This is a genomic window from Citrobacter sp. Cu233, assembly GCF_030332225.1.
Taxonomy (GTDB): Bacteria; Pseudomonadota; Gammaproteobacteria; order Enterobacterales; family Enterobacteriaceae; genus Citrobacter.
This window is the reverse complement of sequence record NZ_JAOWIF010000028.1, coordinates 63895-88135: the sequence shown is the minus strand read 5'-3', so window position 1 is coordinate 88135 and position 24241 is coordinate 63895. Positions and strand designations below refer to the sequence as shown.

General features: G+C 45.1%; 28 protein-coding genes. 21 read left to right on the top strand and 7 right to left on the bottom strand.

Translation table 11 applies throughout. The annotated features are described in order from the left end of the window. Positions 1 to 198: 198 nt before the first annotated feature. From hinT to ndh, 7 genes are all read left to right on the top strand, one after another. Positions 199 to 558, top strand: coding sequence for a purine nucleoside phosphoramidase (hinT, locus tag OGX95_RS01290; protein ID WP_005121105.1), 360 nt, complete (start codon positions 199 to 201; stop codon positions 556 to 558). A 2-nt stretch (positions 559 to 560) separates the two neighbouring features. Further along, the gene (locus OGX95_RS01285) at positions 561 to 935 is read left to right on the top strand and encodes a YcfL family putative periplasmic lipoprotein (protein WP_048211964.1); all 375 of its coding nucleotides are present in this window, start codon (positions 561 to 563) and stop codon (positions 933 to 935) included. 22 nt (positions 936 to 957) lie between these two features. Next, positions 958 to 1590: a penicillin-binding protein activator LpoB gene (gene lpoB, locus OGX95_RS01280; RefSeq protein WP_286628675.1), complete on the top strand. Its 633-nt coding sequence runs from the start codon at positions 958 to 960 to the stop codon at positions 1588 to 1590. Further along, entirely contained in the window at positions 1571 to 2395 is an 825-nt protein-coding gene (thiK, locus tag OGX95_RS01275) for a thiamine kinase (protein WP_286628037.1), read from the top strand. Before lpoB ends, thiK begins: the two co-directional genes overlap by 20 nt. Positions 2396 to 2405: 10 nt before the next feature. Further along, entirely contained in the window at positions 2406 to 3431 is a 1026-nt protein-coding gene (gene nagZ, locus OGX95_RS01270) for a beta-N-acetylhexosaminidase (RefSeq protein ID WP_286628036.1), read from the top strand. Between the two features lie 21 nt (positions 3432 to 3452). After that, positions 3453 to 3995 carry an alpha/beta hydrolase YcfP gene (gene ycfP / locus OGX95_RS01265; protein ID WP_286628035.1) on the top strand — a complete coding sequence of 181 codons (543 nt, stop codon included), beginning with the start codon at positions 3453 to 3455 and terminating at the stop codon, positions 3993 to 3995. A 236-nt stretch (positions 3996 to 4231) separates the two neighbouring features. Then, entirely contained in the window at positions 4232 to 5536 is a 1305-nt protein-coding gene (gene ndh, locus OGX95_RS01260; RefSeq protein ID WP_286628034.1) for an NADH-quinone dehydrogenase, read from the top strand. A 64-nt stretch (positions 5537 to 5600) separates the two neighbouring features. On the opposite strand, the gene OGX95_RS01255 is transcribed toward ndh, so the two are convergent. Continuing rightward, positions 5601 to 6524, bottom strand: a complete 924-nt coding sequence (locus tag OGX95_RS01255; RefSeq protein WP_286628033.1) for a hypothetical protein — start codon at positions 6522 to 6524, stop codon at positions 5601 to 5603. Between the two features lie 242 nt (positions 6525 to 6766). On the opposite strand from OGX95_RS01255, the gene OGX95_RS01250 reads away from it, so the two are divergent. From OGX95_RS01250 to OGX95_RS01240, 3 genes are read left to right on the top strand one after another with little or no spacing between them, the layout of a single operon-like run. After that, the gene (locus OGX95_RS01250; protein WP_286628032.1) at positions 6767 to 7264 is read left to right on the top strand and encodes a SycD/LcrH family type III secretion system chaperone; all 498 of its coding nucleotides are present in this window, start codon (positions 6767 to 6769) and stop codon (positions 7262 to 7264) included. 11 nt (positions 7265 to 7275) lie between these two features. Continuing rightward, positions 7276 to 9486, top strand: coding sequence for a type III secretion system translocon subunit SseC family protein (gene sctE / locus OGX95_RS01245; protein WP_286628031.1), 2211 nt, complete (start codon positions 7276 to 7278; stop codon positions 9484 to 9486). Positions 9487 to 9511: 25 nt separating this feature from the next. Continuing rightward, complete coding sequence (locus OGX95_RS01240) at positions 9512 to 10288, top strand: hypothetical protein (protein ID WP_286628030.1); 777 nt, start codon at positions 9512 to 9514, stop codon at positions 10286 to 10288. 64 nt (positions 10289 to 10352) lie between these two features. Here OGX95_RS01240 and OGX95_RS01235 read toward each other — a convergent pair whose 3' ends face one another. The 6 genes from OGX95_RS01235 to OGX95_RS01210 form a co-directional block, all read right to left on the bottom strand. Then, positions 10353 to 11030, bottom strand: coding sequence for a type III secretion protein HrpE (locus OGX95_RS01235; protein ID WP_286628029.1), 678 nt, complete (start codon positions 11028 to 11030; stop codon positions 10353 to 10355). Then, positions 11023 to 11571: a hypothetical protein gene (locus OGX95_RS01230; protein WP_286628028.1), complete on the bottom strand. Its 549-nt coding sequence runs from the start codon at positions 11569 to 11571 to the stop codon at positions 11023 to 11025. Before OGX95_RS01230 ends, OGX95_RS01235 begins: the two co-directional genes overlap by 8 nt. A gap of 77 nt (positions 11572 to 11648) precedes the next feature. Further along, a complete protein-coding gene (gene sctJ, locus OGX95_RS01225; protein ID WP_286628027.1) occupies positions 11649 to 12389 on the bottom strand; it encodes a type III secretion system inner membrane ring lipoprotein SctJ in 741 nt (246 codons plus the stop codon). Next, on the bottom strand, positions 12386 to 12703 hold the full coding sequence (sctI, locus tag OGX95_RS01220) for a type III secretion system inner rod subunit SctI (protein ID WP_286628026.1): 318 nt from the start codon (positions 12701 to 12703) through the stop codon (positions 12386 to 12388). The genes sctJ and sctI overlap by 4 nt, the downstream gene beginning before the upstream one ends. Positions 12704 to 12773: 70 nt before the next feature. After that, positions 12774 to 13001: a type III secretion system needle complex protein gene (locus tag OGX95_RS01215; protein WP_286628673.1), complete on the bottom strand. Its 228-nt coding sequence runs from the start codon at positions 12999 to 13001 to the stop codon at positions 12774 to 12776. Between the two features lie 85 nt (positions 13002 to 13086). After that, positions 13087 to 14364 (bottom strand): PrgH/EprH family type III secretion apparatus protein, encoded by a 1278-nt coding sequence (locus OGX95_RS01210; RefSeq protein ID WP_286628025.1) that lies wholly within the window; start codon positions 14362 to 14364, stop codon positions 13087 to 13089. Between the two features lie 222 nt (positions 14365 to 14586). On the opposite strand from OGX95_RS01210, the gene OGX95_RS01205 reads away from it, so the two are divergent. Genes OGX95_RS01205 through OGX95_RS01155 form a run of 11 tightly spaced genes read left to right on the top strand, consistent with a single transcriptional unit; the run spans position 14587 to position 24216 of the window. Continuing rightward, positions 14587 to 14979, top strand: a complete 393-nt coding sequence (locus OGX95_RS01205) for a hypothetical protein (protein WP_286628024.1) — start codon at positions 14587 to 14589, stop codon at positions 14977 to 14979. A 3-nt stretch (positions 14980 to 14982) separates the two neighbouring features. Further along, positions 14983 to 15762 carry a helix-turn-helix domain-containing protein gene (locus OGX95_RS01200; RefSeq protein ID WP_286628023.1) on the top strand — a complete coding sequence of 260 codons (780 nt, stop codon included), beginning with the start codon at positions 14983 to 14985 and terminating at the stop codon, positions 15760 to 15762. After that, a complete protein-coding gene (locus OGX95_RS01195) occupies positions 15749 to 15982 on the top strand; it encodes a hypothetical protein (protein WP_286628022.1) in 234 nt (77 codons plus the stop codon). The genes OGX95_RS01200 and OGX95_RS01195 overlap by 14 nt, the downstream gene beginning before the upstream one ends. Next, positions 15966 to 17690: a type III secretion system outer membrane ring subunit SctC gene (sctC, locus tag OGX95_RS01190; RefSeq protein WP_286628021.1), complete on the top strand. Its 1725-nt coding sequence runs from the start codon at positions 15966 to 15968 to the stop codon at positions 17688 to 17690. The genes OGX95_RS01195 and sctC overlap by 17 nt, the downstream gene beginning before the upstream one ends. Positions 17691 to 17693: 3 nt before the next feature. Beyond that, positions 17694 to 18827 carry an HrpJ domain-containing protein gene (locus OGX95_RS01185; protein ID WP_286628020.1) on the top strand — a complete coding sequence of 378 codons (1134 nt, stop codon included), beginning with the start codon at positions 17694 to 17696 and terminating at the stop codon, positions 18825 to 18827. After that, on the top strand, positions 18820 to 19119 hold the full coding sequence (locus OGX95_RS01180) for a hypothetical protein (protein ID WP_286628019.1): 300 nt from the start codon (positions 18820 to 18822) through the stop codon (positions 19117 to 19119). Before OGX95_RS01185 ends, OGX95_RS01180 begins: the two co-directional genes overlap by 8 nt. An 18-nt stretch (positions 19120 to 19137) precedes the next feature. After that, the gene (locus tag OGX95_RS01175) at positions 19138 to 21186 is read left to right on the top strand and encodes an EscV/YscV/HrcV family type III secretion system export apparatus protein (protein ID WP_286628018.1); all 2049 of its coding nucleotides are present in this window, start codon (positions 19138 to 19140) and stop codon (positions 21184 to 21186) included. A gap of 4 nt (positions 21187 to 21190) precedes the next feature. Then, positions 21191 to 21595 carry an InvB/SpaK family type III secretion system chaperone gene (locus tag OGX95_RS01170; RefSeq protein ID WP_286628017.1) on the top strand — a complete coding sequence of 135 codons (405 nt, stop codon included), beginning with the start codon at positions 21191 to 21193 and terminating at the stop codon, positions 21593 to 21595. Next, a complete protein-coding gene (sctN, locus tag OGX95_RS01165) occupies positions 21595 to 22893 on the top strand; it encodes a type III secretion system ATPase SctN (protein WP_286628016.1) in 1299 nt (432 codons plus the stop codon). The genes OGX95_RS01170 and sctN overlap by 1 nt, the downstream gene beginning before the upstream one ends. Then, a complete protein-coding gene (locus OGX95_RS01160) occupies positions 22883 to 23332 on the top strand; it encodes a hypothetical protein (RefSeq protein ID WP_286628015.1) in 450 nt (149 codons plus the stop codon). Before sctN ends, OGX95_RS01160 begins: the two co-directional genes overlap by 11 nt. Then, the gene (locus tag OGX95_RS01155) at positions 23320 to 24216 is read left to right on the top strand and encodes a hypothetical protein (protein WP_286628014.1); all 897 of its coding nucleotides are present in this window, start codon (positions 23320 to 23322) and stop codon (positions 24214 to 24216) included. The genes OGX95_RS01160 and OGX95_RS01155 overlap by 13 nt, the downstream gene beginning before the upstream one ends. Positions 24217 to 24241: the final 25 nt, after the last annotated feature.

Genomic DNA, 24241 nt, shown 5'->3' with positions numbered 1-24241 from the left:
GAAATATTGTTTCAGTACTATGTCTGAGCGATAGCGCCGGGAAATGGTTATAAGAACAGCCCTGGCAGGGCTTTTGGCTTAAAAAATCGAGGGTTAAAGTTGAAAGAGCGTGAGTAACTCGCTCATACTCTATACTCGCAGAGTCACCCGGCGTAGCATGACACAACGCATGGGCTCTTAATGAAAAAGGAAAACGTCGTGGCAGAAGAAACTATATTCAGCAAAATTATTCGTCGTGAAATTCCGTCGGACATCGTATACCAGGATGAGCTGGTCACTGCGTTTCGTGATATTTCACCTCAGGCACCAACGCATATTCTGATCATCCCGAACGTTTTAATCCCAACCGTCAATGATGTGACGGCAGAGCATGAGCAGGCGCTGGGACGAATGATCACCGTGGCGGCGAAAATCGCTGAGCAGGAAGGCATTGCTGAAGATGGATACCGTTTGATTATGAATACCAACCGTCATGGCGGTCAGGAGGTGTATCACATTCATATGCATCTGCTGGGTGGACGTGCGCTTGGTCCCATGCTCGCGCATAAAGGTCTTTAATAATGACCAGAGGATGTATTGCGCTTACGTTGGGTCTGCTGTTGCTGGCTGGCTGCCGTTCACACCCGGAAATTCCGGTCAGTGATGAGCAGTCTCTGGTGATGGAATCAACAGTACTGGCGGCGGGTATAACCGCAGAGCCGCCTGAGTTAACAACGTCTGATATTCAGGCCTCTGCATCCTCACGACTCTATAACGAAAGACAAGAACCTGTCACCGTTCATTATCGGTTTTACTGGTATGACGCCAGAGGGCTGGAGATGCACCCTCTGGAAGCGCCACGCAGCATGACTATTCCGGCTCGTTCGTCGGTAACGCTGTACGGCAGCGCCAATTATCTGGGGGCGCACAAGGTTAGGCTTTATCTTTATCTGTAAGGGGTGAATCTTGAAGATCAAAATGAATCGCTACGCATTGATTGCCGCGCTGGCGATGTTTCTCTCCGGTTGTGTGGCTCAACGTGAACCAGCGCCGGTAGAGGAAGTCAAGCCGGTGCCGGAACAACCCGCACAACCGCAACAGCCAGTGCCGGTTGTGCCAACAGTACCCACTATTCCGCAGCAACCGGGTCCGATTGAACACGAGGACCAAACGGCGCAGCCAACCCCTCGTCAGCGTCATTATGACTGGAACGGGGCAATGCAGCCGATGGTCGGCAAAATGCTGCAAGCTGAGGGTGTGAAAGCGGGAGGCGTACTGCTGGTTGATAGCGTAAATAACCGTACCAACGGCTCCTTGAACGCAGGTGATGCCACCGAGACTTTGCGAAACGCACTGGCGAATAATGGTAAATTTACCCTGGTTTCTGCACAGCAGTTGGCAGTAGCCAAGCAGCAGTTGGGTCTGTCGCCGAACGACAGCCTGGGAACACGCAGCAAAGCGATTGGTATTGCCCGTAACGTTGGTGCTCAGTATGTGCTCTATTCCAGCGCTTCCGGTAACGTCAATGCCCCTTCGCTGCAAATGCAATTAATGCTGGTACAAACTGGCGAGATAATCTGGTCAGGTAAAGGTGCCGTTCAGCAACAATAACAGACTGACGCGCGATGAAGTTTTGTCGCGCTATTTCCCGCAGTATCATCCCGTCGTACCCAGCCAAAGCGGTTTGAGCGGCGGGAGCTGCATCATCGAACATCAGGCCCACCGTTTAGTGCTGCGCTGTCATCACGATCCTTACGCGCCAGAATCGCATTTTCTACGCCAGTATCACGCGTTAAAACAACTGCCTGAGAATCTTGCCCCCAGCCCCCGTTTTTATACGCGGGGGTGGATGGCAGTCGATTTTTTTCACGGTAAGGTAGAATCCAGATTACCGGAAGCCGACGAACTCGCAGGCTTACTGTATTATTTGCATCAGCAACCCCGTTTGGGTTGGCGAATCAGCCTGTTGCCACTGCTCGAACAGTACTGGCAGTGTAGCGATCCGACGCGCCGAACGCCGCGCTGGTTGCAACTGCTAAAGCGGCTAAGAACCAAAGGTGAGCCGCGTCCCTTACGATTGGGACCATTGCATATGGATGTTCACGGCGACAATATTGTACGCACGGCGTCGGGACTACGGTTAATCGACTGGGAATATGCCGGAGACGGTGATATAGCTCTGGAACTCGCGGCAGTGTGGGCCGCGGATGAATCTCAGCGCCGACAGCTGGTTCATGCCTATGCCAAACATGCGCATAGTGAACCCGATGTCCTGTGGCGGCAGGTCAGGCGTTGGCAGCTGTGGGTGATGATGCTGAAGGTGGGATGGTTCGAGTATCGCTGGCAACAAACCGGCGATCGACAATTTATCAGGCTGGCCGATGAAACCTGGCGGCAGCTAACAATAAAAGGATAAGGAGAGCAGTGTGGGCCCAGTAATGTTGGATGTCGAAGGGTATGAGCTGGACGCTGAAGAGCGTGAGATTCTGGCGCATCCACTGGTAGGTGGGTTAATCCTCTTTACCCGAAATTATCATGACCCGGAACAGCTACGTGAGCTGGTTCGCCAGATCCGTGCCGCGTCGCGCAATCATCTGGTGGTGGCAGTGGATCAGGAAGGGGGACGCGTCCAGCGTTTTCGTGAAGGTTTCACTCGTCTGCCTGCGGCGCAATCTTTTGCTGCACTGCATGGGCTGGAAGAGGGGGGCAAACTGGCTCAGGACGCTGGATGGCTGATGGCCAGTGAAATGATCGCGATGGATATTGATATTAGCTTTGCGCCCGTTCTGGATGTGGGACATATCAGTGCTGCGATTGGTGAACGTTCTTATCATGCCGAACCCGCGAAAGCGTTGGCGATGGCAACCCGCTTTATTGATGGCATGCATGCGGCCGGCATGAAAACGACCGGAAAACACTTCCCCGGACATGGTGCAGTGACGGCGGATTCGCATAAAGAAACGCCAACCGATCCGCGTCCGCAAGCCGAGATCCGCGCGAAAGATATGTCGGTATTCCAGACGTTAATCACTGAAAACAAACTGGATGCCATTATGCCAGCGCACGTCATTTACAGTGATGTAGACCCGCGACCCGCGAGTGGCTCACCCCACTGGCTGAAAACAGTGCTTCGCCAGGAGCTCGGTTTCGATGGCGTGATTTTCTCCGACGATTTGTCGATGGAAGGCGCAGCAATTATGGGGAGCTACGCAGAGCGCGGGCAGGCATCGCTGGATGCAGGTTGCGATATGATCCTGGTCTGCAATAATCGTAAGGGTGCGGTCAGTGTTTTAGATAATCTGTCGCCGATCAATGCAGAACGTGTTACACGTTTGTATCATAAAGGTTCATTTTCACGTCAGGAACTGATGGACTCGGCTCGCTGGAAGACAGTAAGCGCCCAGCTCAACCAGCTTCATGAGCGTTGGCAGGAAGAGAAAGCAGGTCATTAACGCAAGTTTGGCGAGGATGCGATGATTATCTATTTACACGGTTTTGACTCTAACAGTCCGGGCAACCACGAGAAAGTATTGCAACTGCAATTCATTGACCCGGATGTCAGGCTGATTAGCTACAGCACGCGGCATCCTAAACATGATATGCAGCATCTGCTGAAAGAAGTGGACAAAATGTTGCAGCTTAATGTGGACGATCGACCGTTGATTTGCGGTGTTGGGCTGGGGGGATATTGGGCTGAACGGATTGGTTTCCTGTGTGATATTCGTCAGGTGGTGTTTAACCCTAACCTGTTCCCGTATGAGAATATGGAAGGGAAAATCGACAGGCCGGAAGAGTATGCTGATATCGCCACAAAATGTGTGACCAACTTCCGCGAGAAGAATCGCGATCGCTGCCTGGTTATTCTGTCACGCCATGATGAAGCCTTGAACAGCCAGCGTTCGTCGGAGGCGCTACATCATTACTATGAAATTGTATGGGATGAAGAACAAACCCATAAATTCAAAAATATCTCTCCACATTTGCAGCGAATCAAAGCGTTTAAGACGCTAGGTTAATCCTCAATGAGCGTTTAAAAAACCAGCCTTCGGGCTGGTTTTTTTGTCCTAAAAGTCTGGGTTGTCTATCTTTTCAGCATCAAAACTTGATACACATCAATTTTGGTATGACCAATGCACCGTTCGTGTTATTCTCAGTCTCGAAGAACATTTTCATTGCTGTAACTTGTTGTTAATTAAAGGCTATGCTAATAACTTTTAATTAACAATTGGTTAATAAATTTGAGGGGGTCACGTTGACTACACCATTGAAAAGGATCGTGATTGTCGGCGGCGGTGCTGGCGGGCTGGAAATGGCGACGCAGTTGGGTAAAAAACTGGGTCGTAAGAAAAAGGCAAAAATCACGCTGGTAGACAGAAACCACAGCCACCTGTGGAAACCGTTGCTGCATGAAGTGGCAACCGGATCGCTGGATGAAGGTGTTGATGCGCTGAGCTATCTGGCGCATGCCCGTAACCACGGGTTCCAGTTCCAGTTGGGTTCGGTGATGGATATCGATCGTGAAGCGAAGACCATCACGATTGCTGAGCTGCGAGACGAGAAAGGCGATCTGCTGGTCCCTGAGCGTAAAGTGCCATATGACACGCTGGTGATGGCACTGGGCAGTACGTCCAACGATTTCAACACGCCGGGCGTCAAAGAGAACTGTATTTTCCTCGATAACCCGCACCAGGCGCGCCGCTTCCACCAGGAAATGCTGAATCTGTTCCTGAAATATTCCGCAAACCTGGGCGCGAACGGCAAAGTGAATATCGCCATTGTCGGCGGTGGTGCAACGGGGGTAGAACTCTCTGCAGAGCTGCACAATGCGGTAAAACAGTTGCATAGCTATGGTTATAAAGGACTGACCAACGAAGCGCTGAACGTGACGCTGGTGGAAGCCGGTGAACGTATTCTGCCCGCGTTGCCGCCCAGGATCTCCAGTGCTGCGCATAACGAGTTAACTAAACTTGGCGTACGTGTACTGACTCAGACGATGGTAACCAGCGCTGACGAAGGTGGGTTGCATACCAAAGATGGTGAGTACATCAAAGCCGATCTGATGGTGTGGGCAGCAGGTATCAAAGCGCCAGACTTTATGAAAGAGATTGGCGGTCTGGAAACCAACCGTATCAACCAACTGGTGGTTGAACCGACCCTGCAGACGTCGCGTGATCCGGACATCTATGCGATTGGTGACTGTGCGTCCTGTGCGCGTCCGGAAGGGGGTTTTGTGCCGCCGCGCGCTCAGGCTGCGCACCAGATGGCATCGTGCGCAATGAGCAACATTCTGGCGCAGATGAACGGAAAGCCGCTGAAGGCGTATCAGTATAAAGATCACGGTTCGCTGGTTTCGCTGTCCAATTTCTCTACCGTCGGTAGCCTGATGGGCAACCTGACGCGTGGCTCAATGATGGTGGAAGGGCGTATTGCGCGCTTCGTCTACATCTCACTGTACCGCATGCACCAGATTGCGCTGCACGGTTACTTCAAAACCGGTTTGATGATGCTGGTTGGCAGTATCAACCGGGTGATCCGTCCGCGCCTGAAACTGCACTAAACTCTCAACTCGCCGGGCCACATAGTGGCCCGGTAGTGAGTGCGGCATTCCTGGCGTACGACTTCTAGTCTTCTGTTTGCCAGTGGTCTTCCGGTACTTTTGTGAGCATATAACTTGCTAATTTATGGGCAATGCTTTTTCCTATCCACTGAGATGCACCTCCCATATCATTTTCCTCGTCGTGCAACTCTTCTTTTATACTTGCCACGACTATATTTACCTGAGTTTGGTCTAAGGATCTAACATCTTCAACTAATTGCCCAACATCTATGATGCCCTGCATACAAACAATACTCATAAAATCAGCCATTTTGATGCTTGTTCCATTACTTGGTTGACCTATTTCATCTTTAACTACCATCTCCGAGCCAAGTTTCCCGAAGATAGCATTCGTTAATGCTTGATTCTCTGGTGAAAGCCTTCCTATCTTATCATCCATATGTTTATTAAATGACCGTTGATCCATGCTGAGTGTTTTTATACTTTCAGTTATATGTGGCATGCGTTCAGATCTCACTGTTTTCAGAATGATATTAGCTGAAAGATCACTAACAGGATTTCCGCCGTTTTTTATATTTAATAATTCATTCATGCATCTTTCATCGGTAGCTGCACCGGTACTTCCTCTCATTGGAGAGCGTCCCTCACTGTATGCCGCAACCGTGGATTCAAAAAGAGTGTCTAAGTGATTTATATTTACTGCATCTGTAACTTCTTTTTTCGCTTTTGCCTCTGCAACATAATTAGAGTCCGGCCCATGCTTTTCGGTAAGAGAAGAGACACTCTTTGAATATGATTTTTCGGGAATGGTTACCAATGGGGCACTTATTTTTGGTTCTGGACGAAAAAATTTTTTTACCGACATTGTTACTGAACTTAGTTTTTCAGAAAAATGAGTTTTGTGCTGATTTTTTACATTGTCTGTTCTATTGGTATTCGCTGTTGTTTGCTCAATGCCACTATGCCTTCCTCGTAGATGAATCCCCATGTTAAATCTCCTTTTTCGTGTTTATATTCATGCTGGAATAATATGATTGCTATGAGGCTAATGCTTTGAGAGTAAGAAAACTTCCAAAAAATGCTCCTGATTATGAGTCGTCATCAGAAATGTTGGTGTCTGGAACCCTTTTTCTAAATCTTTATTTATATATTTCATGAATGCGAATTGCGATAATCGCGATGTTCTTCTTACCTCAAGGTATTTGATTTATAAATAAAAGGAATTAATGTATGGATAATAGTGATATTTTGATGGAAGAAATCCTCGACAAAATTTCAGAAGAAAATCGAGAACAATTTCTGGAGGATTTATTTGAATCCGGAGCGACCCGCAAGCAGTTGTACGGCATTCCAGACAGCCTGATGAGTGGCTTTTATGCCTGCGCTTACGATTATTACCAAAAAGGAGAAATCGAAAAAGCGGAGCACTTTTTTAAATTTTTGATGATGTACGACTTCTATAATCCTGATTATGCGTTCGGACTGGCGGCTGTTTATCAGTTGAAGCAAGAGTACAAAAATGCCCTGGATATCTATGCGATTGCATATGCGCTGGATGGCGATGATTTCCGTGCCATTTTTGAAGCCGGGCAGTGCTATATGCACTTGCACAATTATTCGAAAGCACGCGATTCATTTGAAGAGGTCATTGTGCACGAGAAAGACCAGGATCTGGTAAAACGCGCGGAAATCTATCTCCGGGCATTGGCGACGATTAACGAGAATTGAGGACAATAACTATGTTAGGGGTAACTGCTAAACCTGTCACGCAGGTCACACCACAAGCAAACAGTGAAAGTGATATCGAACGCGTGACTATTGCTAAGAACGATGTTACGACCACCAACAGCAGTGATGGAAATGCTGCCCTAAAAATCGTACAGCAAAAGCTGGTCACCCAAACGGAGAAATCAACGATGACGGGTGACCCGTGGAAACCAATGTTACGCGCGCCAGCGCTTTTGCCGTCGGGGTTGACGACGCAGCAGGCGACAGCGCCAACCACCACGGCGAAAACGGAATCTCAAGCTTATGAAATGGCGGAAGTTCTGGCAAAATTATCTGTAGTGTTAGGTGACTCGGCGATCGCAACGCAGAAACTGCGTAGTCAAACCAGCCAGATAATTAATAACAGCGCATCGGCGATAACAACTGGGGCACTATCTGATGTAGAAAATGCACAAGCCGAAGTCAATAGGGCTGAGGCCGGTGTGCAATCAGCGCAAGCACAAAAAGAGAATGCCGACCAAATACTGACTGGAGCAAATGCGGCGGTGAATAACGCGTCGAAAGCATTGGATGATGCAAATCAGGTGCTCGCAAAAGTGCATAGCGATGTTGATGATCCACTCTCTTCTCTAAAAGCCTCTGTAAGTCGCAACATTGACTCACTGAAAGACCACTCTAATCAAACGAAAGCTTCCTTTCGTGATTTGGCTAAGGTTGTTGATTCCATCGCGCAGTCAAATCTTTCCGGAAAAGAGGCGGCACAGCAGATCCTGACAGATCTTCAGGCAATCGAAACCGGGAAGGCAGCACTTATACCGTTAATTAAAGACAATCCTGCCTCTATTTCCGACCCCAGTCTGCTAGCGGAAATAGAAGCGATTACCGTTGAAATACAATCGCTTCTTGATGATGTTGGAAAGTTATTAAATACGCTTGTGCAAAACAGCGCGGATTGGCCCGATGAAAATGAAGGGCGTCAGCTAAGACAATATGCCTATGAGGTGAAGAAAGATATTTCAGATGCAAAAGAGGACCTGCAGAATATTAAAGCCAGTTTAGACAGCATAAAAACGCTGAGAGCACAAATTGCGGCTGCAGAAGACCAGGTTGCCATTGCGAAAAATGTTTTACAACAGGCTGTTGCCGCTCAGGTTGTCGCGCAAAATAATGTTGCGCTGGCGGTACAGAACATCGCCGCTGCACAGCAGGTACTTAATACTGCCAATGGCATGAATGAAGCAAATGCCGCTTTACCGGGGGCGTTCAATCAGACACAGGCCCTCCAGCAACTTGATAAGTTAAATAAAAATCAAACCGGCAATGGCATTAATAAAGTGGATTTGCTGATGGCCGAGCTCGTGACAATCTTGGGAAAATGCAATGAAGAAACATTAAAAAACAACATGGCGCTGGCAAAAACGCAACAGGCCGCTAAACAAGCTGAACTGGAAAAACAGACCGATAAGTCTGAGAAAGAAATCGCAAAACAAAAAAGGATGAATAAAATTTTTGGTTGGGTCAGTAAAGTTGTCGGTGCAATTATGATGGTGGCAGGGGCTATCACCGCTATTTTATCCGGTGGCGCGATGGCAGTATTTTTTGTTATTGGTCTTGCGCTTACAACATCGGATCTGATCACGAAAGCTGTTACCGGGGAGTCATTTATGGCGAAAGCGTTCAGCGGCATAGTGGACGGTATCGCTAAAATGTTTGAAGCGATGGGTATTGATGCTATGACATCAAAAATACTCGCCGTGATAACGCTAATCGCGCTAATGATTGCCGCAGCGATACTGACGAGAAAGGGTATGAATGCAAGTGGGCTATCGAAACTGTTAGGTAGCGTAACGAAGCATATTGGAACAACTGTGGCTAAAGTCGCGGCGAAAATCACGACGAAAAAGATTATGTTCGATAGTGCAAAAAGAGTCATTCAGATGGGCGCTAAAGTAACGATGTATGCGTCAATGACTGCTAATCAATTAGCTGCATCAGGTTCCTCTGTGGGCAATGGTATCTATGAAAAGCGACGTGATGAGATTTCTGCTCAGTTAATGGAAATAATGAAAGACACTGATTTTGTTAAGCAATTTATGGATATGGTCCTTGAGAATTACAGCAATACGATGAAAACCATGAATGCAATTATTAAAGGTGAAACCGAGGCATCAGGGATGTCCATGCAGGTAGGTAAACAAATTCTGGCGCAGACTCGCGCATAATATTCATTAAAAGGAGATATATATTATGGTTAGTTCAGTTTATTCAGCAACACCAAGTAATGTTTATATTAATACCAGTGCCAGTGCGGGTACTGCGCAGACTGCGTCGGCGGCAGATTTTAAAGACACTCAGGCTTATCAGGCATTGGTGAAGCTTGCCAGTGAAGGTTACAAAGGGGCTGATGGAAAAAATAGTGACAAAGCGGCATTGCAAAAAGAAGCGCAGCAGTTGCTTAATCAATTACAGGCGGGACTGGGAAGTAGCGATACCCTGACGGGCAATATGGTAACGGTGGCGATGCCGAAAGCCAGTTCGCTGGTTGCTCTGATTGTTGCAATGATCGAATCAGAAAATGACGCCGCGGTAGCCAGTAATAAGATGTCAAGCGAACTTGGGGTGCTCAGTCATAATCTGACAAGTGCAGCAGCAGATGAATTGCGAAAGCAAGGGGAGATGGCGTTGTTCAAGGGCATTACGGCCGGAACCGTTCATGCAGTAGGTGCTGCAGCTTCTTTTGGAACGTCGTTCGCAAGTCCTGCCATGACCATGTCGACACAACAAGCGTTCAATGGCATGACAGAGACGATCAATGGTGTTTTCGATATGCAAATAAAAAATATGGAAGCAGAACAAAATACGCTTACTGCAGGCAGCCATATGCTGGATCAAACCATGTCAATGGACAAAGAGACCGCGCAGAAAGCAGCGCAAATTATGGCCAACTTACTGTCTCTGCTGTCTGATATCCGCCATACTTCGGCTGATATGGTTTCGACGGTGAGTAGCAATCTGAAAGCCTGATATTTTTAAGAGTAAAAAAACCGATATTTTATATCGGTTTTTTTGTAGGGTAATAATTTTCAGCTTACTTTCCTGCGGCCAGTTTTTCGACAAGATCTTGTTGTGCAAGACGGCGATATTCGGCAAGTTTTTCGGGTATCACCTGTTGTTCAAAAGTCGCTTTTATTGCCAACTGAGCCAGTTGCGAAGATTGTCGAAGAAAGTCACAGCGCCAGATTTCCTGCCCATATTCGACGCGTAGCTCCTCGAGTGGACTTGTGCGTAGCTCGACCTCAATTCCGCATTGCTGAAAATTATTGCGTATAGTAACGGCCGCTCGAGCAGCGTGAGCTGGAAAGGAGATGATCGCTTTACGTGCGGTAATTTTCTCACGCCCCATATGATGAGCCAGCAGCGCAAGCATGTTTTCTATACAGGATTCATTGGCAAACAGTTGCCGCAGCTGTTCTTCCAACTGCTGTTGTGACTGAAGCAGCAGACGAGATGTCACAGATTCAATATTGTCGATATAGTGAATTACAGTCTGTAATGCACACTGGATACCTTCGCTATAACCTTCAATCCATGCTTCTGATCGTAGTTTACCAGCTTCAACGGAGGCATCACGCAGTGTACGTTGCGTCTGAATTTTGGCCTGATGTTCAAGTTTGGTTGCGGTTGTGGCGGTACGTAGCCAATTGGCTTTGATAAGAGGAGAGTCGGGTAGCGGTAACCTGGATGAAAGCGAGATTTGTCTAAGCATATTCTATGGCCTGCAGGAACAGAGAGTAGTCTTCTGGATAGGTTTGATCCGCATTGAGCTGCGGCATTTTACAGTGTTCGGGGAAAAGAAAAGCTAACAGTGGAATGAGTGGTTCAGGCAAGCGATTATGCATAGCTTTCATTAATGACGTATAAGCCTGTTGCTCGAGAGTATTGAAATCAGGTTGTTGATTATCCGGCATTGTCTGTGTGGATGGAAACCACGGCACGTAGAGGAAGGCGCGTTGATCGGCATTTAACAGACCCAGACTGGCAGGAAAGCGTAAAAAAACCGGCGCCAGTTGTCGGGCTGCTGTCATCATGGCGGCGGGATAAAACCACTCCCAACGGGAAATAAAAAACCAGTTCTGTTCGGTAAGTGATGCCGGGTCAATATCAAAATGGTTTTCCTGTAACAGGAGGCTGTTTATGACGCAAAGAGGAAGCGCATTCTGCCCTCTCCGCCATTTTTCAAGTCTGGCAGTATGCGCCCATTCGGCCGGCATAAGTAGTATTTTGCTCAGCACCAGCATGTTATCCATAAGTATCTCGAAAAAGATGATAAGAAAAGGGGGGGACGAAAGCATCGTCTCCCCATGGGAACGCAGTACTGATACGGTCAGATATTATCAGCTGTTTTTTTCCTCGATGAAAATAATCGGGACAGGCGTGACCAGAAAATACCGAGTACAATGAGAACCAACATCATCGCAACCGAAACAATCACAAACGTATATCCCCATACGGGGTAAGCAGATGTAATTTTCTTCGACTGAAGCGGCATTGACTGACGAAACATGACAACAGAGATATTTTCATAATGCATATCCTGTAAGCCATTTTTGATAAACCGGCGGATTTTGTCGGCATATCCTGCTTCATCAATTGTGCCTCGGTACATGATGAGTACAGAAGCAACCATCGACGATGATTCATTGTCTTCGGGGCTGATCCCCGGGTAACTTAAATGCACTCTCGCGCTGGTGACATTCTCAAGCTCCTGCAATGTCTGCCCAAGGCGTTGCTCAATGGCCGAAATTAACCGTGCTTTTTCACCCAAGGGTGTTGAAACCATAGCATCAGCAGGGAATTGTTGAGATATTTCAATATCTTCAGCGGAAGGAAGCTTATAAGCCGTCAGTAATGTTGTGGCAGATGCCAGACTTTCCGACGCCACCTGTATAGAGTATTTCCCTTTGCCACTGTCCGCTTTGCGTGCATCAATATTATTTGCCTCCAGCAGTGTAACAATTTCATTAGCCTGACGTTCAGATAACTGATCGGCTAATTTTTCATTGCATCCGCAGAGAAAAAATATAATTAATAACAACACAGATTTAGCATTCAGAGGTTTCATCATGTTTTTATCAATGTTTCAATGGCTGAGACGCCTTTACGCGTCAACGTACTCATAAAGCTCGTATCAATCGTGTAGGCGCTTAATCTTTCCTGCCACTTCGCCAGCTGTTCTGGGTCAGATGTAACAGCAGGGTTGCTTAATGCCGCTGTAATTCGATCTTTTTCCATCTGTGAGCCGACGGCTTGTCGGGAAATTTCTTCTGACAGACGAGTGTCCAAGTCAACAAGATCGCCAGTCACTAAAGAGGGCTGGGGTTCCAACAGCGTAGATGACCGTAATATTTGCGGAGATATCTGGCTAATAGTGATACTCACATTAATACTCCATGTCCGTGAGTGGAATCAGCGGTGACGAAATTATTGCCATATCGCCACTCGCCCCTTTTTATTTAAAGTTTGCAATAATTGACTGATCAATATCGCGGAACGATTTTACGACGTTAGACTGCGCATTTCGGTAAAGGGTATATTCGGACAATGCACTTTGATATTTTGCAAGGTTTGCTGGGTTACTGGGATCATTCTGTAATGTATCTAATGCTTCGTCCAGACTTTTCTGCAGATCCTGCGTCCCTGTTTCAAACCCCCCTGACATATTCGAAATATACCCCATACCAAACGTCCGGTTATCAACACTGCTAGCATCGTGTGAAATATTAGTAAAGTTGACCATAATAAATTCCTTTCATTAAATATAACTAATAGGGATAAAGCCAATGATAATCGGAGGTAATGGCGTAGCTATCATCACCACTACGATAGGTCAAAGGGCGTAATCCCGGTTCTTCCAAATCAAAAACAAACTGAACATACTCGCTGCCATACTCTTGCATGAAGGTGGTCATGGTGTTTTCAAGCGCCGAATATTGTTCACCTTCCAGTACACCATGAACAATAAAGCGAGCGTGTGACGGCATAATGCTGGTTGTAAACTGTAATTGTAGATCGTTTAGTTTACGATTTGCTAATGCAACGATATCGCGATCAGAAAACCAATCGACGGAAATATTATTGATCCATGGGTAATTCCTGGCAATGAACGTTCTGAAGGCAGCATTACAAATACTTTCAGTACAACGTTCTTTACTAAATGCGATAGTAATATCTCTTGAACCTTTGAGCTCCAGTCGATGAAATGGCATTTTCATTTCATGAAGCATTGCGGGTAGCTCCAGTCGTGCCGATTCAAGAGATATCATGTGAATATTGCTGGTATTTATTTTATCTTTAATTAACGCCTGCCAGCCCCATTCAGCATTAGCATCTGTTTTAGTAATGATATAGACATTACCATTTTTTAACTTAATGACATCTGGAGCAATAGGCAAGAGCACGTTGCGTACTGAACGGCTATTATCCGCCACAAAAAAATAACCTACTGAAATAGCAGTAAAAAATATAAACAAGACTGTGCACAGTAGTGTCAACCGATAAAACCGATTTTGCAAACACCGAGAATACGTTGGCGATTTATTATCAGCAATGAGGGCGCTGTTAACATCAGGGTCAGCAGTCGAGGAAACCGTTCCTTTGTGACTATTTGACACATCCGGATGCCATACATCTTCCTCTGCTTTTAACGCAACCGTAACGAAACCAATTTCCACTGGGGTATTGAGTAACAAAGCGTTTTTTTCTGGCGCTTCGCTTTCTGCCTGATAAACGGGATTTCCTGCAGTGGAAAGCAATTGGCTAAACACTGCAATACCTGATTCATTAGGCGAAAGTGTAAATGATAATAGGAAACTGGTGCTTTGTTCCCCGGTTGAAGGAACAACAATACTATTGGTGCTATTGAAAAGGGATTGCATCTCGCCTTGTTCAACAGTCAACAATTGTTCCTGGGAAATGAAGCTAACATACACGGTTTCACTATATGGCAGAGGGATATCCACGCCGTACATAGGGCCAGAAAGGACCTTCATAACATAGTGGGGCGGGGAATCCATACCTGCGTTCTGCGAACTGTCTTCCATAAATATCCCATGCAAAAGAGCGATACTGGATGGCAGTTTAAGGGATATAACCAAAAAACAAATAAATATTTATTTATTAGTCTGGGAATAAAGAAAAAATAAACAAATATTTAGATACTGTTCTTCCAGAAGGCATTAATCTCTCCTGACAGGAAGCGATGAGTGGTGAGTGGCAAGCTCTCGTAATACATAGAGATGCAATTTTATGGAGCATGCAGATACATGGAAAAGTATTTGATACAGAGTCGGCCTGTACTGTGGATAGCAATAGTTGTCGCATCGATTGTTCTGAATGGCTGTGCACCCAATAAAAACAGTAAGGTAAAAAATGATATCGTATTGGTGCCTGACGAACAGAGTGCGAAATTGACGCAATCTTTCAGACAACAGCTTGTCTATTGTACAACGCAATATCTCGCTGCGACACAAGCGCCAGAGGCGAAAGTTGCCTGGGTTTTGCAAGGGAAAAAACTAACGATAAAAACCCCTGACTCAAAATTAGAGTATTATCTCAATATCTGTGCAACAGAGGCTGTGGTGCAAATGGCCGATGTTGAAGACAGCGGTAAAATGGACATTTCCGGCATTCAGCCATCTGATGAGGCGCGGATGTAATATATGAATATTAAGAAAATAGAATGGCAATCAGCACCTAAACTTAAACGCAATCAGCTTTGCGGTAATTTTTTATTCTGTATTTCGCTGAAGCATGACGCATCGTCAACGCAAACTGATAGCAAAAAGTCTAACCATAAGCATTGCTGCTATACCTTGAGTAAACAGGGGAAATATCGTCAATATTTGCTTTATGGTGTAAAAAAACAGTTTGTACCAACGACATCACTCATTCTATATGGTCTGATTAATTCCGGATATTTCTCAGAACTACTGGCATTTCTTGATACCGCTTATGAGAATACTGGCGATACGCAGGGTGAAGACCGTTTTTTTCCTCAGTTCAATGATTGTAGAGGTTTACATCTTAGTTACCGCCAACTGGAACAAACATTTATAATGAAGTATTTAGCAGGTGAGAGAGAAGGGGGGTTTTCTGCGTTCTGTCATTTTATTCGCCAGCAGGAATCTTATTTTCTCGCACGCTATCTTATCGAGAATTATAGTGCTTGTGACAAAATCTCAGAGTTGAGCGAACGCTATGGCTTGTCATATAGCTACTTTAGGAAAAAAACGCAGTTGTTTTTTGGTGATACAGCGAAATCAAAGATACAAGCATGGCGTCTGGCGAAAACAACGTTGGAACTTCTGGGATCGTCTGAAAGCATTACCAGGATTGCGATGAATAATGGATTTGCCTCATCATCACATATTCATCAGGTAATATTATCTTCTATTGGCATGACTCCGTCGTCATTAAGGAAAGTTAATGAACGACTATGATGCTAGCTTAAAGAACACATATAAGCTATTCCTGCTAACGGATGAGAGGTTTATTGATAAATATGCTTTGCTTTCTGTATTAATGGTTAAGCTTTGCCAGTTTGTGCCCTGCCATATCAGCATCAGCGATGACTGGGTTTGTTTAAACATTATTGAAGAAACAAGTGTGCCTTTTTTTTCATATTTCATGGACGGATATGTTAATGTCTTTCAGGATTGAATTCGCTAGCAGAAAATTGAGCGCCATGCTGATCCTGGGTTTGTTGGGGCCAGTGAGTGGTGCTATTGCGGCCGATAAGCGTTTGGATGGCGCAGCAGATCCCGTCGCATCCGTCATTAACGATGCAACCACGGCAGAACCGACAGCACAGGTAAACAGTTTTACAGCAAGTGATAAAAGCGTTGACTATGTCTTTAAAGCTATCTCATCACAGCTAAAAAAACCTATCATTGCAAGTTCTCGAGCCAAAAAATACTCGGTTACTGGGCGATTCGATCTGAATAAACCGATGGAAATGATCGAGCGCATTACTCAGGATTTGGGTTTGATATGGTATTTTGATGGTGCAATATATTATATCTACGAGTCATCAGAAGCCAAAACCGCGGTCGTCCATTTCCCTGCCAGAAATTATAGAAACTTAGAGAGTTTCCTTCGCAGTAATGGGATGTATGATGAGCGTTACCCTCTAAAAATGAACCTTTCAACCAGCACACTTTATATCTCAGGCCCACCAAAATATATCGACATTATCGTGGGTATCGCTGGTTTTATGGGGAATGAATATAGTTCATCGAATAATGAATTAGTAATTGATGCTGTCAAACTTCGTCATGTTTTTGTTGATGATCGTTCTTATAGTTATCGCGGGCAAACGAAAACAATGTCAGGTATTGCATCTACTATTAACGATCTTCTAAGTGATAATCACATAGATGGTAAAAGCACCATCGTGGTAAGAAAACAGGATAAGCTTTCCCAGGCAGCGGACCCTGCGGTACAGGGCGATCCTGAGTTCGGCGTCAGTGCAGAAGTTAACAACACAGGGATGGGGAGATACGATGAGACGGGTATCAAGGTATTGCCGTTCACCGGGCGAAATAGCTTACTAATTAAAGGAACTCAGGATCAGGTCAATATGGTGAAAGACCTTATTGCACGTCTGGATATTCCTCGCAAGCAGGTTGAATTTTCGCTGTGGATTATTGATATCAATAAGGATGATCTGGACCAGATAGGTGTCAACTGGCAAGGTCAGTATAAAATTGGTTCAAATATACAATCTTTCTTTAATGCTACAAGTATATTATCCAGCACTGAGAGCGATACATTCCTGGCTACAGTCAATGCCCTAAGTCAAAAAGACAAGGCGAATATTGTATCGCGGCCCATTATTTTAGCACAGGATAATATACCCGCAATCTTTGATAATTCTCGCAGTTTTTATGTCAAGTTAATGGGAGAAAGGGAAGTTTCACTCCAGACGGTGACTTACGGAACATCGATTAACGTTATTCCTATGGTTTCTGATGACAATAAACTGGTTGAGATGAATGTAGATATTACGGATGGCAATACCGTATCTGATGATCAAGGGGATACGGCGATGGTGGATCAACTTCCGGTGGTGGGTAATACCTCAATCAGTACCATGGCCAGGGTTTCCGCAGGGCAAAATTTATTGATTGGCGGCTACACGCGCGATCAATTATCTGATGGTGTGACCAAAATCCCTCTCCTTGGTGATATTCCCTGGATTGGTGGTCTGTTCAGAACCACGACAAACAACTCCTCTAAGGCTGTAAGGCTTTTTTTGATTCAACCCAAAATTCTTAAAGATGATTTTAGCAATAAAGAGTCCCTTAACGGCTACGTTAATGATGGTTGGGATGCCATTAAGAGTTCGCTAATCAAATTACCGGAGTAATGTATGGCACTGGAAGGTTCTTCCATGTCCCGCATGAACAATGTGAGCGGGGCTAATGAACTGATCACTACGCTTGCCAGATTGCAGGATGACGCTGAGGTAAGGGTAGAGAAAAGCTCCGTCTCTGTGGCGATGGATATGGCAGATGATATGTCTGCGTTATTAAGTTCATTCCTGCAAAATAGCCGGACAGCAAAGGCAAAGTCATCATCAGCAGAGAGTATTGCTGCAGAATGTGAAGCATCAGTTAAAGAAGAGAGCCCCAATTGTGTAGTCAAAATCAATGATTTTGCTAAGGGAGGGGCAATGGCAGCCAAGCAACTGCTGAATTTTATGCACCAATTATTTCCTGACCCTGCGCAAATTGCACTGCTTCTACATGCTTTCATTTTAATGAAGAAGAAAAAAAAGGTCGAAGAAGAGGATGAACTCCCGGATGTTCCGCTGGAACTCCTGGAATCCACACTTGAAACTTTGATGAAGGGACCTGACAAGAAAAAGATAAAAGCAGGTATCAACAGTGCAAAAGTGGCAAAACAATTCAGTGTGCGGCTGAAAAAAAATGAGGGTATGCTGCGTAGAGCCTATGAGAGCTTTCTGATGCAGGATCTGGATCCAATCGAGATTTACCAAATGTCTATTGAGAAATTTGGGATTGAGAACAGATACATTGTTATGGATTATTACAGGCATGCATTACATTGTGATATTAATAGCTATGATCCTTCTTGCAGTACGATGGAATTCGGCCCGCTACTCGAAGCAAATTTTAGGATGAATTTGCTTCGTTCGGCCGACCAGGTTTTCATGAATATGATGCCTGATGGAGAGTATATTCCTCCTGGTTCAGTGTGGGAATTTAAATTGCTGGATTTTTTTATCAGAATTATTGCGCAACCCGATAATACCAAAGCATTAACAATGAATCTGGTAAATGATTGCATGAAATACTATCCGAAGCGTGATAACAATAGTTTTGTGCAACAAATCTACGCAGCTGTAAAACAACTTCCCTTTGGATTGTTTGCAGAGGACATGAGAGATGCGGAAAAAATAAAAAAAAACGTGGAAGAAATTATTGCAATGATTATTGATGGTTTTGCTCGTGTAACGCTGACTGGACGGGTATATGGATGATATTGCACTGGATGCACAACTTCGCCGTTTAAGTGCTGGAGAGGAAGTATCAGTCACATTTAAGAATGTGTTATTTCGCTGTTGCCGGTATGATTTATGGTATTTTTTTATGACAAAAATACCGATGCAAGAGATCAACTTGTCTGCCTGGTTGTATAACAATAGTGAAACACTGGATAGTGACGAGCAGATGCTTTCCTTCCGTGGTGAGATTTACTTTTGTGTTTTGCTGAAAAAACCAAATATAGCGCAAATCTATGGTCGAGCTATAAAACATATTGAGCAGTGTTAATTCTGACAGCAGTGGTGTATGACTATGTGGCAAAAAATAGCACAAAGACCTGAGCTTTTTCTGGTCGTATTGATGATATCAATATTGGCAATGCTTATTATTCCGTTGCCAACCTGGCTTATTGATATCCTTTTAGCATTCAATATCACGTTTTCTATATTGATATTCATTGGTACGTTTTACATACAAAAAGTGCTTGAGTTTTCTGCGCTTCCATCTTTGTTGCTGATTACGACTTTATTCCGACTTGCTCTTTCTATCAGTACCAGTCGTATGATTCTGGTACAGGCCGATGCAGGGCATATTATTACGACATTCGGTAACTTTGTTATTGCTGGCGATATCATTGTTGGTTTTATCATATTTTCCATTGTGACATTATTTCAATTTATTGTCATAACCAAAGGTTCGGAGCGCGTTGCGGAAGTATGCGCTCGTTTCTCACTGGATGCGATGCCAGGTAAGCAGATGAGTATTGACGCTGATTTACGCGCCGGCAATATTGATGCTGATCAAGCGCAGATGCGTCGTTCAATGCTGGAAAAAGAGAGCCAGTTATACGGGGCTCTGGATGGCACCATGAAATTTATCAAGGGTGATGCCATTGCTAGTATTGTCATTATTTTTGTTAACTTTATCGGTGGCGTGTCGATTGGCATGGGACGCCATGGTTTGTCGTTTAGTGCTGCGACTGATATTTATACGATCTTAACTATCGGTGATGCGCTAGTTGCACAGATCCCCGCACTGCTTATTTCTGTGGGTACTGGTTTTGTGGTTACACGTGTCAGTGAGGATGGGAAAAATCTTGGTAACAACATTATTGACCAGATTTTTCAACGTGATTTTGTATTAATCGTCACCGCAGTTGTGGCCGTTTTAATTGGTTGTTTACCCGGCTTCCCTTTATTCGTTTTTGTTCTGATTGCCAGCATCATTCTTGCTGTCTTCTTCAACCGACTCATAAAAGCGAAGAGACAAGCAGCGATTACGGCAGGAGGGGGGGGTAAAAGCGGCAGCGCCGGTGGCTCATCGCGAAATGAAAAGGATTCGACGTTATCCGCGCTGTCTGATTTATTACCAGAAACTGTACCGTTAATGGTAATGCTACCAGAGCAAGGATTTAGCGAACTCGATCTGGAACATTTTGGCATGCGATTTTCACGGGAATTTTATATTAATTATGGCGTTGAGCTTTCCCGGGTAAATGTGGTGATGAGCCCCAACGTGGCAAAAGATCGTGCTGTAGTACTCATTAATGAAGTATCAGCCGGGGAATTTCCCATTTGCTTTGGGCACTATAAAGTTTTAAACCTCGAAGGGGTAATCGAGCTTCCTGGTGTTGAGGTTATCACTGTTGAAAATGGTGATGACAAAGAATACTGGGTTACTGAACCGAGCCGTGAGTTGTGCCTGTCTCTGGGTTTTAATTTGCGGGGTGCCGAAGATGAAATGATGCTCTCTTTTCAATCTATCGTAACTGCACAAATAGCGGAGCTGTTCGGCATCCAGGAAACAAAAAATATTATGGACAAGCTGGAACGTCAATATCCTGAGTTGTTAAAAGAAACATATCGACACTGCACCGTTCAGCGTGTTTCGGAAGTGTTGCAGCGTTTACTAAGTGAACGAATCTCTGTCCGCAATATGAAAGCAGTACTTGAAGCTTTAGCTCTCTGGGGGGGGAAGGAGAGGGATACTATTCAGTTAGTGGAACATGTGCGAGGTGCTCTGGCTCGCTATATCTCGGATAAGTTTTCCACTGATAATATTTTGCTGGTTATGGTGCTATCACCAGAACTGGAGGGGAAAATTCGTAAAGGAATTAAGACAGCGGCTTCGGGGTCATTTATTAATATGGACCCAGCGGACAATGAATTTGTCATGAATCGGTTCGAACTACATTTGAGCAGTCTTTCCCGCAAAGATGTGGTCTTGTTGACGGCCGTTGATATCAGGCGTTATACCAAGCGGTTAATGATGTCACAATTTTCTGATTTGGATGTCATTTCATTTGGTGAAATATCAGAAAGCGTGAAGGTTAATGTAATTAAAATGGTGGATTAAATAAATGGATACTTCAAAGATTGTTGATACGCTCAAAAGTGCGCTGGAGATTATGGGATGTGATTCATCATTAATTTCAGATATTGACCATCATTCAACCATAGAGCTTAGTTTCAACGACAGAAACTCGATCATGCTCAGCACAACCGATGATGTTGTTGTTCTTTGGTGTACACCTGGTGGATATAATCATCAGGCATTATTGAATGGTGCAGTGCAACTGATTGAACTGCTCGTAAAAGAGCATGACTGGATTGCAACGGGTCAGCTTCAATTGATGGAAAATGATGGCGATTTCGTCTTACGTGCGCTCCTCAGTGATAGCGTTATTGAGCAATCTGATTTACTCGCGGCGGCGCTTGGCCAATTTTTTGATTATTCTGAAGTTTTTAACCAGGTGCTGAGATAATGCAAGAGATCTCGCTGCGTGATATCTTTCGCTGTGATGCCAGAATAACGTCGATTCATGGTTCGATAATTACTGCTCCTCTGCGCCATACCTTTGTAGGAGAACGGTGTCGAATTTATCGTTCGCTGAATGATCGACATTTCATAGGGCAAGCAGAAACCATTGGGTTTAATAAAGATAATGCAGTGTTGTGCCTGCTGGGTGGGTCCGACGGTATTTCATGTTCTGATATTGTCGTACCAGATGGCAGCGTATTTTCCCTTTCACTCTCATTAAATACACTGGGTACAGTGATTAATGCACAAGGTGAGATCTGCGAACGTTTTGCTCAACAAGCAGTGAATGATGTTATTGCTGTACAACGGCCAATAATGCAATCACCGCCGGACTACAGCGATCGTCGTCCTATTAATACGTTATTTGCAACTGGCGTAAGAGCTATTGATGGGTTGTTAACCTGTGGAATTGGTCAACGAGTCGGCATTTTTGCCGGAGCAGGTGCCGGTAAAACATCCTTGATGACGATGATTATCAGTCATTCTATTGCTGATGTTTATGTTGTTGGCTTGGTCGGTGAGCGAGGCCGCGAGGTTACAGAATTTTTAGCGGAAGGTATACCTGAGGATAAACGTGATAAAACGGTGGTGGTGTATTCAACCTCAGACCGGCCAGCAGTTGAACGTCGGAATGCCGCGCTTATCGCCACCACTGTTGCTGAATATTTTCGTGATGCTGGTAAGAATGTCGTGCTGATGATTGACTCGATGACGCGTTATGCGCGCGCGCTTCGCGACGTTGCACTTTCCGCAGGAGAGATGCCTGCTCGTCGCGGCTATCCGTCATCGGTATTCGATAATTTACCCCGCATTCTCGAGCGGAGTGGAAAAACGCGACATGGCAGTATTACGGCGTTTTACACGGTACTTCTTGAAGAAGAAGAAGAGGTCGATCCGATCGGTGATGAAGTTCGCTCTATTCTGGACGGACATATTTACCTTTCACGAAAATTAGCCGGTACGGGCCACTATCCCGCGATTGATGTACTGCGCAGCGTCAGTCGTGTCACACGGGCCGTTTCGTCAGATGAACAACGAGAAGCTGCGTCTCTGTTTCGTGGTTATTTGTCGAAACTGGATGAGTTAAAACTGATGATTGAATTAGGTGAATATCAGCCCGGTGAAAACCCTACGACGGATAGCATTGTTGGGAAAAAAGAGGCGCTAATGGCTTTTTTACAACAAAAAATGGTAGATAAAACATCATTTGAACAAATGCTGGAGTATCTGTATGCCATATAAAAGGATGGAAAATCTCTATTCGACTTACTGCGACAGCATTGTGCTGAAAGTGATCCGCAGTGAGCGAGAAATAGAGCGATTAGAAAATCTGATTATTGCTAACACGCAGAAAAAAACAGAGATAGATTATGACATTATCACTCTGTGGAGTGCTATTGCAGAAAAGAAATTAACAAAAAATACAATTTATAACACTAAACGTAAAGAGTCATTACTGCTCTCAGCTTTATACAGGCTGGAGACAGAAAAAAATGATTTAGTGCAGAGTAAACTTCAACAAGAGAATGAAAAATCCCGTCTGAAGCTATTACGAGCCAGATATGAACGGAAAAAACGTAAATGGTCATTGTGCCGACAAAAAGTTAAGAGTCAGCGGAATATTAAACTCATCGCCCGGGAAGAATCTCTGACAGAGGAATGTGCGTCATGGAAAATGTAAGAACTACCCCAGTAAGTAAAACCTCATCAGGCCAGATCACCACGGAAGATGCGGTGATATCTGTTGATGATATCGTGCAGCGGATGCTGAACGATATCGGGAACCGGCAAGAGCGACCTGGGAAAACAAAAGACCTGGCAGGCCATGAAGATCAAAGTGCGGAGATTTCAACGCCAGGAATCTTTATGAATATGCAACTTGTGGTGCCGCAAAATGTGCTGGCAGCGTTACCGGTACAGAACCAGGATAAGGGCCGCGACATCGCTAATAAACGGGTTTCGGTACCTCAACAGTATGGTCACGCCCCTGTATTACCAACTACCCAGGATCTTATTACGCATTTACAGAAAACAACGTTACCACTCGATACCAATGTAACGACGACTGCTTTACATGCTGAGGCACAACCGAAGCACGAAAGCGCCAGGGAACATACTTTATCGAATATACCGGTGCCAGCCACCCTCCAGCCACAAAATACAGCGGATGTTATTCATACTTCCGCTTCTGACAAGCAGCCACTCAGATCGAGTGATAAGGGGATGACGCACCCGGCACAATTTTTATCCACAGTGAGTGCCGCTGAGGAGCTCCAGGCAAAACAGGAAGTGACTGAAATTCGCTGGACATTTCCAACTCAGCAAAGTGCCAGGGTGCGGATAGAGCATGCGCAAAACAGAGCGGATACGCAGGTTCAGGTTGTCCCGTCAGATACCGAAATTGGACAACGGTTGGCGAACTTTCAGCAACAGCATCCCATACAGGCTCTACGCGTAGAAGTCGCGTCAGCTCAGAACGATTATTTACACAGTCAACAGAATTCACAGCAGCAGCAGCAAAATCAGGCTGAGCGAGATACCTCCAGTGAGGAGGACGAGGTTTGAGTACGCTAATTTCACATTTGCGATG

Bases quoted from the DNA above. Each gene is read 5' to 3' on its own strand.
- OGX95_RS01285 (WP_048211964.1), top strand. From the start codon at position 561: ATGACCAGAGGATGTATTGCGCTTACGTTGGGTCTGCTGTTGCTGGCT.
- lpoB (WP_286628675.1), top strand. From the start codon at position 958: ATGAATCGCTACGCATTGATTGCCGCGCTGGCGATGTTTCTCTCCGGT.
- ycfP (WP_286628035.1), top strand. From the start codon at position 3,453: ATGATTATCTATTTACACGGTTTTGACTCTAACAGTCCGGGCAACCAC.
- OGX95_RS01255 (WP_286628033.1), bottom strand. From the start codon at position 6,524: ATGGGGATTCATCTACGAGGAAGGCATAGTGGCATTGAGCAAACAACA.
- OGX95_RS01250 (WP_286628032.1), top strand. From the start codon at position 6,767: ATGGATAATAGTGATATTTTGATGGAAGAAATCCTCGACAAAATTTCA.
- sctE (WP_286628031.1), top strand. From the start codon at position 7,276: ATGTTAGGGGTAACTGCTAAACCTGTCACGCAGGTCACACCACAAGCA.
- OGX95_RS01240 (WP_286628030.1), top strand. From the start codon at position 9,512: ATGGTTAGTTCAGTTTATTCAGCAACACCAAGTAATGTTTATATTAAT.
- OGX95_RS01235 (WP_286628029.1), bottom strand. From the start codon at position 11,030: ATGCTTAGACAAATCTCGCTTTCATCCAGGTTACCGCTACCCGACTCT.
- OGX95_RS01230 (WP_286628028.1), bottom strand. From the start codon at position 11,571: ATGGATAACATGCTGGTGCTGAGCAAAATACTACTTATGCCGGCCGAA.
- sctJ (WP_286628027.1), bottom strand. From the start codon at position 12,389: ATGATGAAACCTCTGAATGCTAAATCTGTGTTGTTATTAATTATATTT.
- OGX95_RS01215 (WP_286628673.1), bottom strand. From the start codon at position 13,001: ATGGGGTATATTTCGAATATGTCAGGGGGGTTTGAAACAGGGACGCAG.
- OGX95_RS01210 (WP_286628025.1), bottom strand. From the start codon at position 14,364: ATGGAAGACAGTTCGCAGAACGCAGGTATGGATTCCCCGCCCCACTAT.
- OGX95_RS01205 (WP_286628024.1), top strand. From the start codon at position 14,587: ATGGAAAAGTATTTGATACAGAGTCGGCCTGTACTGTGGATAGCAATA.
- OGX95_RS01200 (WP_286628023.1), top strand. From the start codon at position 14,983: ATGAATATTAAGAAAATAGAATGGCAATCAGCACCTAAACTTAAACGC.
- OGX95_RS01195 (WP_286628022.1), top strand. From the start codon at position 15,749: ATGAACGACTATGATGCTAGCTTAAAGAACACATATAAGCTATTCCTG.
- sctC (WP_286628021.1), top strand. From the start codon at position 15,966: ATGTCTTTCAGGATTGAATTCGCTAGCAGAAAATTGAGCGCCATGCTG.
- OGX95_RS01185 (WP_286628020.1), top strand. From the start codon at position 17,694: ATGGCACTGGAAGGTTCTTCCATGTCCCGCATGAACAATGTGAGCGGG.
- OGX95_RS01180 (WP_286628019.1), top strand. From the start codon at position 18,820: ATGGATGATATTGCACTGGATGCACAACTTCGCCGTTTAAGTGCTGGA.
- OGX95_RS01175 (WP_286628018.1), top strand. From the start codon at position 19,138: ATGACTATGTGGCAAAAAATAGCACAAAGACCTGAGCTTTTTCTGGTC.
- OGX95_RS01170 (WP_286628017.1), top strand. From the start codon at position 21,191: ATGGATACTTCAAAGATTGTTGATACGCTCAAAAGTGCGCTGGAGATT.
- sctN (WP_286628016.1), top strand. From the start codon at position 21,595: ATGCAAGAGATCTCGCTGCGTGATATCTTTCGCTGTGATGCCAGAATA.
- OGX95_RS01160 (WP_286628015.1), top strand. From the start codon at position 22,883: ATGCCATATAAAAGGATGGAAAATCTCTATTCGACTTACTGCGACAGC.
- OGX95_RS01155 (WP_286628014.1), top strand. From the start codon at position 23,320: ATGGAAAATGTAAGAACTACCCCAGTAAGTAAAACCTCATCAGGCCAG.